The following is a 13,676-nucleotide window of genomic DNA, read 5'->3' on the forward strand; positions in this document are numbered from 1 at the left end:
ACGCAGACCACACGGAGGAAAACTCCAGCCGTGGGGGAGGGAGCCCGGACTTTAAAACGCAAAGGACGCAAAGGACGCGATGTGGGACATGGGAGGAGATCTGAACTCTGAACTCCATTGGATTGGCCAGGATCAACTTTGGCCTTCCTCGGTATCGGACATACCCGTCCTTTGCGTCCATCGCGGTTCAAAAGTCTCTCTTGGCATTTATGGCTTAGATCCGTGTGATCCGCGTGCTCCGTGGGCAACCATTCCCTTCCTTGGATCGAGAACAATTTGCGGGTCCGAGGACTCCTGACGTCGTCCCCTACAGTCCAGACTGTAGGGGACGCTCGTCCCGCCATGACCTCGATTCACATCCGGTGGGGACAGGTCCGACAAGCTGCTAGCGCCAACGAAGACGATAGAAGCGTTGGGGCTGGTTTGGGGCTTGGGTGTCCAGGAATGCCTGGCCTACACCCAGGTTGTCGCTGGTGACCAAATCGTCCCAAGCGGCTAAGTCTTTTGAACCCTGCAAGACATAGGTGCCTCCAGGGCTTCCCTGGAGATTGAGGCGCGCGCCCTGGTCATCATTGCCAGTGAAGCTCACGGTCCCCGGGTCGCCGAGCTTCTCCACTAGTTCCTGCCGGATGCCGGAGTCTCCCAAGGCCACACGCATCACTTTGAAAAACACATCGGTGTTGTCCATCACGCCGCTGAAGATGGCGGCATGGCGTCCAATGGCCGAGAGGGGGATGTCGGACGCCGTATGGGTAGCAATGGGATCCGCGATGTTTCCCGGGATGAACTGATTGCCCTGGGTGTCGCGGTCGGTCGGGCTCTGGGGGTGGCCGGGAAGCGGAGGGGTGGTCATGATGCCGTGGGAGGCATGCTGCATCGGGCGTGGGTTCGTGATCCAGTCCTCATACCGATCCGCATTGCACGCGTAGCCGATCAACATGCGGTTATCGATGTCGGTCGTGGCCGGGTAGCCGTCGTTGGCCATCGAATAGCGGGGGAAGCCCGCCTGATCCAAGGTTCCGACGACGCCGTTGCGAAGTTGGTTGGTGCCTCCGCCCGACGCAGCGCGGGTGACCAAATCGGCATGACTCACCCGAGACGCTCCGATGATGTTCGCCCCGGCGCACTCGTGGTCGGCGGTCACGATGACCAGAGTGTCGGGATGCTCCTGGGCGAACTTCCGACAACGTTCGATCGCTCGGTCAAACTCGAGCGTGTCGAGAATCCAACGCTCAGAGTCCATGAGATGAGCCATCTTGTCGATCGACCCCCCTTCGATCATGGCCACAAAGCCTTTGGGATTCTGGCTCAGAATTTCGAGTGCCTTGTCGGTCATCTCATCCAGCATGGGCTGATCGGGGAAGCCATAGTCGTCCACGACACCCGGCTCGCCGGGCGTGCGGCGCTTGTCGATCTTGTCCTTGGCGACATTCATGTTGGAGAGATTGAAGAGTCCCAAGAGCTTCTGGGTCGAGCTGGGCACGGCTTTGAGAGAGGTGGCGTCGTGAGCGTAGACGAACCCGTCGTTGATAAAATCGCCCAGCAGATCTCGCTCTGGGTCCACGGCCCCGGAGGGCACGCCCCAGGCAGCCGCGACGTCGGCTGGCAGCGTGTAGTCGGTCGCAGCGGTGCGTCCAGATCCCGCGGTACTGGCAGGGAGGAACCATTTCCGGCCCCCACCGAGCAGGACTGTCAGGCCCGAGGCATGACGCTCGTCATAGAACTGGTCGAGGATGCCGGTTCCTGCCGTGCGCGCCTGGGTGTGAGAACCGAAGGCCGCGGGAGTGGAATCGAACAGATCGGTGGTGGAGACAATGCCCAGCGAACGTTCCTGAGTACGGTGCAGAAACTCACCGATGGATTCGACGCGAGGGTTGTCAAAGTTAGCCGTCGTGTCGTCGGGAAAAACGCCGTGCTGATTGTTGTTGGCCTTGTTGCCCGTTGCGTAGCAGGAAGCCCCCGGGGACGAGTCGGTGACAATCGAATTCAAGGAATGAGTCGTGACGAGTCCCGTGAATGGAAATCGATCCATCGCCATCGGCGAGCGAGCCTTTCCCAAGGAAACCCCCGAGCCCATGATGCGCGCGGCGGTGCGGTGGGCGATGCCCATGCCGTCGCCAATGAGAATGATGATGTTCTTGGCCCCCCAGCTCGTGGGCGTCAACGGAACGATTTCGAAGCTGCCCAGGGCGGTCACCATCTGGCCGTCGCTTTGCTCCGCCTCGACCTTCAGCAGGTGAACTCCGGGGGAGGTGACGCCATAGGCTCGCAGGGAGGCGATCATGGAGTTCGTCACGGCGTTTGCCGCAGTCGCGGGAACGAGAGAGACGCTGCCTGGAACGAGAGCTTCATCGACTAGGAAGCGAGCTGCGGTGATTGTTTTCCCGGTTTCTGGCGCAATGGTGGCTTGAATGTCGAAGCGCTGGCCCGGAAGGAAGCGCGAGACGATGGGAAGGTTCGGGTTCCCGCTGGAGAACAGATTGCTGGGAGGTGTGAGGCGAGTCACCCGAGCGGCGGCGTCGAGATCGCTTGGGGTGAGGACAAGGCTGGCCCCGATCAGGAGGGCTAGGCTAGCGATGCCGATCGCGCGTTGTGGCGGTTTGGGAAGTTGAAGTCGTGGATTCGTCCGTTTCATAGGGAGGTGGATTGGGTGTTGGCGTTGGATGGTCAGGGGTTTTGGAGTTTGACTTGGGCGGTGGCCTGGGTGAGAGAGGGCTGGTTTTTGACCGGGTCTAGAATCAGTCGTACCAACGAGGTGCGACCATCGGCTTCTGGGCGGCTTCCCAGGCTCAAGGTGCCTGTCAGCAGAAGAAGTTTGGGGGTGAAGGAGAGTGGGGCTGAAGCGGCTTGTGGGACGACCACATGCACGGTGCTGGGTGGCAGGTCGTCGGCTAGCGCGTTGTCATGGGAGTGCAGTTGCACGGGGAAGGGGGCTAGCAGCAGACGTCCGGCGATGGCCCGTTCTTCTTGGACCATGTAGCCCAGGAGTCGAACACGACGTCCGTCCAGGGCCTTAAGCTTCTCGGTGAGCTGGAGCCCTCGGGGACCAATCGGTTTCTGGAAGAACTCTCCAAATTTGATCTCGGCGACACCAGGATCCAATGCGGGCAGCGGTAGGAGCTTGGTTCCCCCGTTCGTGCAAACGAGGGGGAAGTAGCCTGTGGAGGCTGCATGTGGAAGGCAGCCCGGGTTCTGGTAACTGCTATTAGCAGCGGCCGTGGAGGCTTGTTCCAAAAGGCGGCTCCAGATGGCGGAATCGGCGGTGGGCTGGGCACACCATCCGATGAGGCTGAGAAATGGCGAGAGGAGCACGGTAAATAGGATCGGTTTCATAGAACAATTTAAGCTCCGTGCCCTTCGATAACCGCCCGTCGCACAGTGTTGGCATCGTTCGAAGGAAAAGAGCGTTCAGGGACTTATTCGTGGCAGGTTGGGCTTTTTTTAAATTACTTGAGGGATCCCTCCGAGAGCTTCGTGGCTTCGTGGCTTCGTGGCTTTGTGTGAGAAACCACGGCCGTCCCTTTGACCGGGGAAAGGGACGTGGCACGCCCTGCAGGGTGCGGTGAAATGGGAATGGGTTACCGGGGATCTGCGATCGCCCGGCTAATCTCTGTGAACCCCTATGGGTTCCGGAACAGCGTGGAAAAAGGAATCAGGTGAAATGACCCTCGTTCTCGGTGGAGGATTCCTGCAGCTCCCACGCCGTCTCGTCAAAGCCCTTCGAATGCGGGCAGGCCGTCGATGCTGCGCTGGTTTTTCCGGTGGCGATACTCCTCGACGCCTTGAGGGCCCTGCTTCTTGGCCCATTCGTCGAGGACGTCGCGTTGGCCTTGGAATTCATACAGCGGAACCGAGTAGCCACACGAGGTTGACACGCGGGTGACCTGGATGAGCACAAAGGCTCTGGTCCCCGGGTTGTCCTGGAAGTGCAGGCAGAGTTCTCCGTAGCGCGGATGGCCCGGGGTTACCAGGGTTCCTGTGCCATGGAGGCGTGCAATTTTGGGTGAGCCTTCAAAAGCGCAGAACAGAATCACGATGCGACCATTCTCGCGCAGATGGGCCGCGGTCTCTGCACCGCTGCCGGTGTAATCTTGGTAGACGACTTCGAGCGGACCGAGCACTCGGAAAGCGTCTCCGCCTTTAGGCGAAATGTTCACGTGGCCATCAGCCGACAAGGGCGCGCTGCCGACGAAGAACATGCGCTGCTTGGCAATCCATGAGGTCAGTGCTGAGTCGATGGAGTCGTGTGCTTTGCTCACGCGAGCAGCGTAGCAGCCGAGCCGAGAGGCGCAAGGACGACGCTACACAGTAGTGTGGGCCAGCCCTGCCCCGCACCTTAGTCGGGGTGCCGGCCCATCGGGGGGCGTGGGAGGGGACGGCCGAGTGTATCACACGAAGCCACAAAGCCACGAAGAGATTGGTTACCCAAAAGGGAGGGGCCTTGTGAGCAGGGACTCCGGCATTAGCCGCAAAGAACGAAAAGAGGCGAAAGAAGCGGACGGATACAGCGGCTGAGGGCCTGGGCTCAAAAGTTCTTTCGTCATCTTTCGTTTCTTGCGGCCACAGGAGCGGTTCGGGTCTTGTCTTAGAGTTGTCCCACGGGGTTGAACGTTCAGTTCCTCAGGGTTTCCAGGTGCGGTAAAAACGTGCTCCTGCGTTGGTGGCGGCGGAACCATCGAGAAAATAGGAGCTGCCGGAAGGAAACGTGGGCGTCCAGAGGGTGGTCCAATCGAGAAGGTTGCTCGATACCTGAAGCGCATAGAGCCCCTGAGTTCCGACGTTCAAGGTGAAGGCGAGGCCCAAGGGGGTCCAGATCGGCGCTGTGAGTTCTACCGCATCGGCCGCGGGTAGAGTGATTTCCCAGATGGCTCGCTCCCCGCCATAGCAGATGACATAGAGCACATTTCCGATGATCTCGGAGTCGATGGGATCCACAAAACCGGTCACGAGTTTGTAGACCTCCGCGTCATAGTTGTCGGCAGTCTTGTGCAAGCGAAGCCGGAGAAGATCGCGGCTTGCGTCCTGGAACGGACCCGGATAGCGGTCGCCGGTCTCGTCTCCGCCCATGAAGCCCATGGCAAACGCACATCCTCGGTAAGGCGCGGCCAGGGCGCGGTCTTCATCGAAAACCAGTCCCAGCGGGGATCGATGGGTGGTGAACGTGAATAGCTTCATGCCCAGATCACTGGCGTCCTTGATCAGGCCGTCGATCGGATCGCGAAACTTATCGGCATCGGGTCCTAGGTTCCCGATGGGCTCCAGCATCCGGTCCGGGGCGGGGGGAAAGGTGGGATCGTTGTTGAAGTAACCGCCTTTGACAGCGGTGAAGCGTGAGTCGAGCAGCTTGTCCAGCGCGGGGTCATAGTCAGGAAATTGCTGAGGATTATCGGCTCCACCCATCCGCCAGGGAAATCCGTAGTGCTCACCTTCACGGAGCCAGTTCAGCTCGTCCGACATACCGCGATCCGGTCCGTTCTCCGCACCGAACAGTTCCCCCGAAGGTGAGAAGCGCAGATCGAAGGTATTTCGGATGCCCTCACAATAGATCCGGCCGTCGGCTTTCAAGGCGTTGAGATCTCGTGGCAACAGGATGTCGTTGCCTCGGGCCGGCACGCGGAAGATGGCCGCGTTCAGTGGTTCCTCGCGCAGCCCCGGAAAGGCGCCGTCGGCCGACTGGATCTCCCCATGGTCCGTGCGGGAACCGCTGTTCAGATAGAGAGTGGCGCCATCGGGACTTACTTCGACGGCATTGAACACGTGATCGAAGGCGGTCTTGCTGCGGGCGTAGGGTTCGGTGTGCGCGACGACCGACCAGAGCCGGCCCTCGGTTCCTGGTCGTTCCTCTCCACGCAATACGTAGGCGGCGGTCAGTGCGGAATTGGTCGATTGAGTCTGATTGGCGACGACGTAGAACGTGCCGTCGGGTCCAATGTCAAATCCCATCGTGTTGGTCTGGGCATGGTGACTGGAATCAGCGATGCGTGTTCTCAGCGACTGATCTTCACCTGGTTGTACGGTAAGGCGGTAGATGCTGCCTCCCAGGGTCATGTAGTAGAGACGTTGGTCTCGGGGATCTTTGGCGATGCGGCAGGGTGGGGCCACATCATTGACGGTCGTCAGCCGTCGAATTTGGATCCGGGGATCGCGTGGTTGCGGCCGGGCGTCGGCCCCGCGAGCCGTCGGCAGCCCCGAAAGAATCAAGCCTATCCAAAGGGCGGGAGTTACCCGCGATACTACAGACTTCATGGCACTTCTTAGACTCGCACGAAACCCTTGTTCGGCGCTCGGTTACTTGGCGAGGATCACTCGCCACATTTTCATGGGCGCCTCCCGCGTGCTCAACATGAGGCGAGAGGAGGCGCCTGTTCCGGTGATCTTCGCACCCACGGATTCCCAGGAGCCAGCGGGGCTCAACGCTTGGAGCTGGTAGGATACCCCGACCAACGCTTGAAACTCGACCTCCACAGCGGTGTATTCGCGATGTCTCTGGATCAGCGAACTGTTGGGATCGCGAGGATTGGTGCCCGCAGTGATTTCTTCGCCGTCCGCGAACGTATCGCCGTCGGTGTCCGGCTTAAGGGGGTTTGTCTGTAGAACAAAAAGCTCCCGCCCGTCCAGCAGCCCATCGCCATCGGTGTCCGGCTTGAACGGGCTCGTCTGCCAATTCAGGATCTCCCCGCCGTCTGATAGGCCGTCCTCATCTGTATCCGGGTTGGCAGGGTCGGTGTGGTAGGCCTTCAACTCCAGCCCGTCGCTTAAGAAGTCGCCGTCGGAATCTGCAGTATTTGGGTCGGTGGAGGTGGCATAGGGCGCGTGCAACGGACTTTCCTCGGCGTCGGTCAATCCATCAAAATCCGAATCGGCGTCGATGATGTTTGTCCAGGTCCCCCGCTCCAGCACATAGCCATCGCGTGCAAGAATGCTCCCGCTGAGGGTAACATCATTCCAATACGCAAAGGGTGCCTCCAGTGCCGGCAGCTCTCGGCCCCAGATGATCAGAAAATTTTCAGGGGTTCCACCGCCATTTCCCAGCGAGTCGTTGCCGGGTTGCCCGGGACGCCAATTCTCGAATCTCCAGGCTTCTCCGGTGACCCACCGCCACGTGCCTTCTTTACCTTCATCCGTTCCACCCAGCCACAAGTTTTTCCCCGTCAAAGCGCTTCCCAACACGGTCTTCAGGTCCTCCCACTCCAACCGATGGATGACGGTAGCCAGATGGCCATTCCTAGCCCGAGCATCCAACGATGCCTGCTCCCAGGTGAATGACCCCAGAATGATCTCATAGCGACCAAATCCTCGCTCCCACGCGTCCGGCAAGCCGTCTTGATCGGTATCCTGGGCGGCGGCCGAGGGCGCGAAACTCCCCAGGACCAGGCCGAGGCAGACGGTGGCCAGTCCCATCGAGCGTCGCGTTCGTCGATCGGGTCCTTCAGCGTGCTGGGAGCGGCTGGATATTTTCATGGCACAAGCACGACTCGCCAAAAGGCCTGGGATGATCCGCGAGTGCTGATCAGTCGACTGACTTGCGCACCCGTCCCGGTGATTCTGGGCCCGAAAGCGGTCCAGGCGTTCTGGTCGTTGATGATCTGAATTTGGTAGGTAGCGCCCAGCTGCGAGTTAAACAGGATTTCGACGGCGGTGAAGATCTGGGTGGGCGGGCTTGGGATGCTGGAGCTGGCCAATGGATCCGAATGATAGGTGATCTCGAGCTTGTCCGAAAAACCATCGCCGTCACTGTCAGATTTGGTGGGATCCGTGCGATGAGTGAACACTTCATCACCGTCACTCAACCCATCGGAGTCGCTGTCGGCCACGAGCGGATTGCTGCGCCAGTTGCGCAGTTCGTCAAAGTCCGAAAGGCTATCCCTGTCGGTGTCGAGGTTTCTCGGATCGGTGCGATAGAACCTCACTTCGTCGCCATCGCGAAGCCCATCGCCGTCGCTGTCAGGATTGTTCGGGTCGGTGGGTTGGACTCCCTCACGCTCGAGCACATAGCTGGCCTTGATGCTCGATTGAGAATCGATCCAGAACTTGCCGAGCATCAGCAGATAGTCCTGATCTCCGGCATTGTCGGGTTGGCCGGCCGCCCATCGGGTGATCGCAAATGGTTCACCGGTGATCCAGCGCCAGAGTCCCTCCTGGGTGAGATCGCTTGCACCGAGCCACAACCCTTCGTTGGGTGAATTGGTGCCGAGCACTTGGAGGAGCCTCTCCCACTCTGGGGTTGTGGTGATCACAGCCAGATGACCCCCGCGGGCCTCCGCATCGGCGCGGGCTTCGTTCCAGGTCAACGAAGCGGTGATCCGCTCCAGGGCCGGCAGCGCGAACACCTCTTCACTGTCGGCCAAACCATCATCGTCGGTATCGGGATCGTTCATGTCGGTCCAGTAGCCACGCTCCAGGATATAGCCGTCGCGTGCCAACACCCCTCCGGTCACGGTGGCGTCGTTCCAGAAGGCTTGGTCGCCATCGCGGCTGGCGGTTTCGTTGCCCCAGATCATGAGGTAATGTTCCGGAACGCCCTGCCCATTGCCCAAGGAGTCATTGCCAGGTTCGTTGACCCGCCAGTTGGTGAAGTTCCAAGGCTCGCCCGTCACCCATCGCCAGTTGCCCTCGGCAAGTTCATCGGTGGCTCCCAGCCAGAGGTTCTTTCCCAGCATGGCGGTGCCCAGCACCCGCTTCATATCAGCCCATTCGAAGCTGCTCACGATGGTGGCGAGATGTCCTCCTCGGGACTCGGCATCAATCCGCGCTTGGTGCCAGGTGAAGCTCCCGGCGATGACCTGATAGCGTCCTACGCCCCGTTCGTAGGCGTCGGAAAGTCCATCCCGGTCGGTATCCTGGGCGTCGAGAAGCGGGATTGTCAGAAGCCCGTGAAGCAGCATCCAAACGAAAGTCAGGGTCCGAGCACGTGTTGACGCAGTATTCATGGCATTGGGTTAGTGGGGTGGGAGTGGGCTTGGCCGGGACGGACGGCAGGATGCGGGCGGGCGTGCCTGGCTGAAAGGACGGCGAGATCGGGGTTGACCCCAGCCTGCCAGCCCGACGGCGACCGCGCCCAGTGCGAGCAGGGAGAGTGCGTGTGGCTCAGGCACGATAAAGAGACCGAACCCTTGCAAATGAAACGCCAAATTCTGCGGGAGGTAGAGATGCTGGTCGGCGGCGACATTGCCGAGCACGAGGGGCGTCAGCAGCGACAGCCCGCGCGGGACATCGTGGTGGGTGAGGACGTCGGCCCAGCTGTTGATGAGATCCCCATTGGCTGAACGAGCGGCCCACACGCGCAGTTGAAAGGTCATCTCATCACCTCCGAGCGTCCCGGGGATGGACAGGCTACCTCGGCCGCGGATCGCGCTGACGTCATCGCGAAAGTGCACCAAGGAACTGGGGACGGGGGAGAGCCCCGTTTCCGTGGCGCGCGCTGGTCCCACCCAGAGCTCGGCCCAATAATCCGTTCCGTAGACCGGCGATCGACGCGCATAGAGCGCGAGGTTGTCACCTTGAACCGAATAGGTGGGATCGAGCGGATCGATTCCGTAAATCGGAACGACCTTTCCGGCTCCTCGAGCCGTGTGGTAGATGATTGATCCGACCACCCCCTGCGAATGCAAGACCGAGGCTCCGAAGAGCAACATAACCCATGAAAGCGCGAGCTTCATAACAGCACCGATGCAAGCATCCGAGGGATGTTATTCCTTGTTGGGTCGGACCCTCTGGCGGCTAGTAGAGTTGCTGTAACCGGAAACGGGTGCGAAAGCAATTGGATTCCGCGAGATCGTCCAGCAGGGGGGCGACGCTACAATTGTAGTGTGGGCGGAGAGAAACCCGGTTCAGACAGAGAAGAAAACTGTTTTTTCTTCCCATTTGGTTTGGGGCTGTGTTCATCGGCTCAGGAAGCCTAGTGTGAGACCATCGGGTCCTACGTCGCGCTCGGGGCGGGGAATTGTCTGTGTTCCCACTTGCAACTATTGGTGACCTAGGCTCTAGTGCGATTCAACACAAGGCACAATCAGTTTCACACACATCCCAGATCCGTTTTTTTATGAATCACAGAGCCGTTCTTTGGGGTATTTGGGGAGGTATCATGCTCGCAGCGGGGGGCGTGTGTGCAGATGGGTTTCTGACCTATCAAACGACCCTTGGGGTGACCCGAGAGCGCTACGCCTATGAGTGTCCGCGTGGCCCCACCAACGAGCTGGTGAAACTTTCTGGAACTGGGTACTCCGCGGAGCTCTGGTTTGCTCTAGGTGCTGCTGAGGAAGCGACTCTGATTCCCGTCCCTGGGTCGGTCGTAGGATTTCGCACTGGAACCACAGCGGGTCTGATCCAGGGAATATCTCGGTTGGAGATTCCCGGTACCTTTGGCAACACCGTGGTCAGCCTTCAGCTGAGGATCTGGAACAATCTCAATGGCACCGTGACGAGTTGGGCTAGGGCCCTGCAGGTGCGCGACGCTCGGCCGCAGAAATCGAATCTGATTCCAGATTTCGTGCTCGCTGGGGTGACGCAGGACAACACACCGATTCTGGGCGATGGCAGCCTGGCCAAGAAATTGACGGAGTTCACGTGTGTCGAGCGCTTCAGTGGACCGGATCTCGACCAGGATGGACTATCGGACGCCTATGAGCAGGGGAGAACGCGCTATTCCATCGTGGCTGGCTCGTTCTCGTGGACGGAGGCCAAAGCCGATGCGGAGCGACGGGGCGGCCATTTGGCCACGGTTGTCACGGCGCAAGAGTGGGCCGACCTCAAGAGCGTGCTGGGCACCGCCCTGGACCGAAAGAACCTCTGGTTGGGCGGAACTGATGAGGGGACCGAAGGTCGTTGGCAATGGGTGACGGGAGAGATCTGGAGCTACACGAACTGGCGAGTCAATGAGCCCGGCAACGACTCCTTGGGGAATGGTCAGGGGGTTCCCGAAAATTATTTGATGATTTGGGGCAATGAGACGGCCGATCAAGACGGAGGTCAGGCCTTTTGGAACGATGCTACGGTGAGCGGCGGCGTTCTGACGCGCAATGGTTACCTGCTGGAGTATGGCTATTGGAGCGACATGAACGACCCGGACACGGACGACGATGGATTGTCCGACGGAGAGGAGCTTGAGCTGACCGACAGCACCAATCCCGACACGGACGGCGATGGACTGAAAGATGGGGACGAGGTGAAGTTCTTTCGCACGAATCCGAGCTTGGCGGATACGGATGGAGACTCATTGTCTGATGGGGACGAGATTCGGCTTTGGCGTTCGAACCCATTGGTGGTCGATTCTGACTCGGACGGACTGAGTGATGGCGACGAGGTCCTCAAATATCGTTCGGATCCCGTCAAGACCGACACGGACGGCGACGGATACTCCGATGCCATCGAAGTGGCAAACGGTTCCGATCCGATCCGTAGCTCCAGTGTTCCGACCGTCTCGGTGGAAGTGCGCAGGGGAGTTGAGATCGAGTTCGATACTCAGGTTGGCCAACGCTATCAGATCCAATTGCGTGGGGCGTCGGGAGTCTGGTCCGACTACGGGGCCGTGATCTCGGGAACCGGAACGCCCCGGACACTCCTCATCAGCACCAAGGACCTCTCGAACCCGGTGTGGCGCGTCAAGTTGGTCCGCTAGCCGCGCCCGGTGCCTGCGCAAGAGCGTGGGCTTTTTTGAGGTGCGGAAGCGTCATGGCTCTTGCGCAGGCGCCGGGCGCGGCTAGGTGGCACTGCGTGCACGGATGACAAGGATCAAGAAGCGTTTGTGCCGTTCGACATACAGCCGTCGCCGAGGCTATAGCGTGAAGAGTGTCTTCCAGCATTGCGCGATTGTAGGAGCCGAGGTTACGAGGCCCAGTTCATGGGGAGCCTGTGCATCACCATTGTCGAACGCGGTAGTAGGCGCTTGGTGCGTTAAGGCTGGGTCCACTCTCGAGGAAGAATCGTTTGGTGCTTGGCGGCGCAGCGGCTTGATACGGTCCTGCGACCTGGATGGAGCGTTCCACTTGAAAGACGCGGCCCTTTCCTTCCCAGTCCAAACGGAGTTCGTTGGTGGCGGGATCTTTTTGGATCTTTGTGATTTGAGGTTTGGTGTCCCTGGCACCGACGTCGGTGAGCACGAACAATCCATCGAGTCCAAAGTCGGCCAGGTCTTCTAGGGGAGCAAATGGGCCTACGAGTTCTTGGTGGCGTAGGACGACGTATCCCTGATCGCTCAGCAGATCACCCTCGCCGACATGGGACAGCTGTTCATCCTGGAAAGAGATCTCGGTCGAGAACCAGATCTCTCCGCTGGGCCAGATATAGAGGGCATCCAGTCCGTAGTCCTTCCCGGGTCCGATCGGGTGGAAATGCTCGAGCAACTCCTTGCTCCGGCGGATGAGCCGCCCGGAATCCGACAACACATCGCCGCGACCGATCTGGACACCCAATTGTTCGGAGAACTGCTCCGTCTCGATGGAAAAATAGAGTTCACCGTTTTCCAGCCGATGCACTGCATCCAGACCAAGATCCGGGACGGGCGGCATGAACCCGAAGGCGCGTGTCAGCGATGGGTTGAGGGCGATGATCGATCCGCCGTCACTCAGCAGTGATCCGGGCTGCAGTGTTTTCCCCAAGGCACCACTCACCACAGGCTGGTAGATCGAGAAGGCGATCTCGCCTCCGGGCCAGATATCTATCGCGTCCAGCCCGGGATCAGGATCCAACTGGGTCGCCTCCGGTGTTAGCTGGAACTTGGCGAGCAGGTCGCGAGAGCGGTGGACGATGTGTCCATCGAGGGCCAGCAGGTCCCCTCCACTGACCCCATTAGTTGGAAAGCTCCAGTTTCCGTTGTGAAGGCCATGTTTCAGAGAATACCACAATTCCTGGAACGGAGCGGCGGCCAGGTCGAGATGGTAGACCTGGGTGAAGGTGCCGTTGGTTTGGATGGCGGAGAGCTTCAACATAGGCCACCGCCGTTCCCGCTTTGCCGGAGCGTTGGTGAGCAGGCACAATCGCGGTCCATTGCCATCGTCAATGGTGAGCTCCAGGTAGAGGCGCTCGATGATGGCGAACTCCGAAAAGATCTCATAGGTGCCCTGGCCCGTCACTTGATAGAACCGTCCGAAGTGGCTTCCGGCGGTAAAAGAGAGGTCGTGAATGCGGAATCGTTCCAGCGGTGCTGGGGTGGTTTCTGGCGTGATGGAAAAGCCCCCGCGCATCGGAAGGGCTAAGGATGGGCGGGCGCAGGGAGGGCATTCGTCCAGCAATTGGCTTCCTTCGATCAGCTGATAGCGCCAGGACTGAGCGAATGCCGACGCCAGAAAACCGGGGAAGACGGATAGGCACAGCAATGGAAGCAGCGAAAAACGGAGGGAGCTGTTCATTTCAGAAGCTTAGTTCTTCGGTATGACTTTCTCTAGGCGGATCTTGGCAGACGATGCCCTGGTTTTGGTGAGGACGGACGTCTCTACAATTGTAGTGTGGGCCGTCTCGGCCCATCGGGGGCTACCAACGGGACGGACGAATGCATCACACAAAGCCTCGAAGCCACCAAGGGAGGAAACCCGAATCTCAAACCGCCATGGACGGGTATGTGGTTTGTCAACAAAGACCGAAGGGAAATTGTTCGAAATAACTAATCGAAGTCTGGATCGCCAAGTGTGCCCGTGGAAGAAAGCAAAAGATTGAGAAGGAGAGGACGGACTGGGTCCGTC

9 protein-coding genes are annotated in these 13,676 nt (G+C 59.6%); 1 reads left to right on the forward strand and 8 read right to left on the reverse strand.

Going from position 1 to position 13,676, the window contains the following annotated elements; all coding sequences use genetic code 11:
• Window positions 1-385 precede the first annotated feature (385 nt).
• The 7 genes from JNN07_27840 to JNN07_27870 form a co-directional block, all read right to left on the reverse strand.
• Window positions 386-2,635: an alkaline phosphatase gene (locus JNN07_27840; protein ID MBL9171575.1), complete on the reverse strand. Its 2,250-nt coding sequence runs from the start codon at window positions 2,633-2,635 to the stop codon at window positions 386-388.
• Between the two features lie 32 nt (window positions 2,636-2,667).
• Window positions 2,668-3,333 carry a hypothetical protein gene (locus JNN07_27845; GenBank protein MBL9171576.1) on the reverse strand — a complete coding sequence of 222 codons (666 nt, stop codon included), beginning with the start codon at window positions 3,331-3,333 and terminating at the stop codon, window positions 2,668-2,670.
• A gap of 377 nt (window positions 3,334-3,710) precedes the next feature.
• Window positions 3,711-4,259, reverse strand: coding sequence for a pyridoxamine 5'-phosphate oxidase family protein (locus JNN07_27850; protein ID MBL9171577.1), 549 nt, complete (start codon window positions 4,257-4,259; stop codon window positions 3,711-3,713).
• A 361-nt stretch (window positions 4,260-4,620) separates the two neighbouring features.
• On the reverse strand, window positions 4,621-6,246 hold the full coding sequence (locus JNN07_27855) for a PQQ-dependent sugar dehydrogenase (protein MBL9171578.1): 1,626 nt from the start codon (window positions 6,244-6,246) through the stop codon (window positions 4,621-4,623).
• 42 nt (window positions 6,247-6,288) lie between these two features.
• A complete protein-coding gene (locus tag JNN07_27860; GenBank protein ID MBL9171579.1) occupies window positions 6,289-7,461 on the reverse strand; it encodes a hypothetical protein in 1,173 nt (390 codons plus the stop codon).
• The gene (locus JNN07_27865) at window positions 7,458-8,930 is read right to left on the reverse strand and encodes a hypothetical protein (protein ID MBL9171580.1); all 1,473 of its coding nucleotides are present in this window, start codon (window positions 8,928-8,930) and stop codon (window positions 7,458-7,460) included. Before JNN07_27865 ends, JNN07_27860 begins: the two co-directional genes overlap by 4 nt.
• Before the next feature lie 9 nt (window positions 8,931-8,939).
• The gene (locus tag JNN07_27870) at window positions 8,940-9,659 is read right to left on the reverse strand and encodes a hypothetical protein (protein MBL9171581.1); all 720 of its coding nucleotides are present in this window, start codon (window positions 9,657-9,659) and stop codon (window positions 8,940-8,942) included.
• Window positions 9,660-10,042: 383 nt separating this feature from the next.
• Here JNN07_27870 and JNN07_27875 point away from each other — a divergent pair, with 383 nt between their 5' ends.
• Entirely contained in the window at window positions 10,043-11,617 is a 1,575-nt protein-coding gene (locus JNN07_27875; GenBank protein MBL9171582.1) for a hypothetical protein, read from the forward strand.
• 238 nt (window positions 11,618-11,855) lie between these two features.
• On the opposite strand, the gene JNN07_27880 is transcribed toward JNN07_27875, so the two are convergent.
• Complete coding sequence (locus tag JNN07_27880) at window positions 11,856-13,346, reverse strand: hypothetical protein (protein ID MBL9171583.1); 1,491 nt, start codon at window positions 13,344-13,346, stop codon at window positions 11,856-11,858.
• Window positions 13,347-13,676 lie beyond the last annotated feature (330 nt).

This window comes from Verrucomicrobiales bacterium, from assembly GCA_016793885.1.
Classification (GTDB): domain Bacteria; phylum Verrucomicrobiota; class Verrucomicrobiia; order Limisphaerales; family UBA11320; genus UBA11320.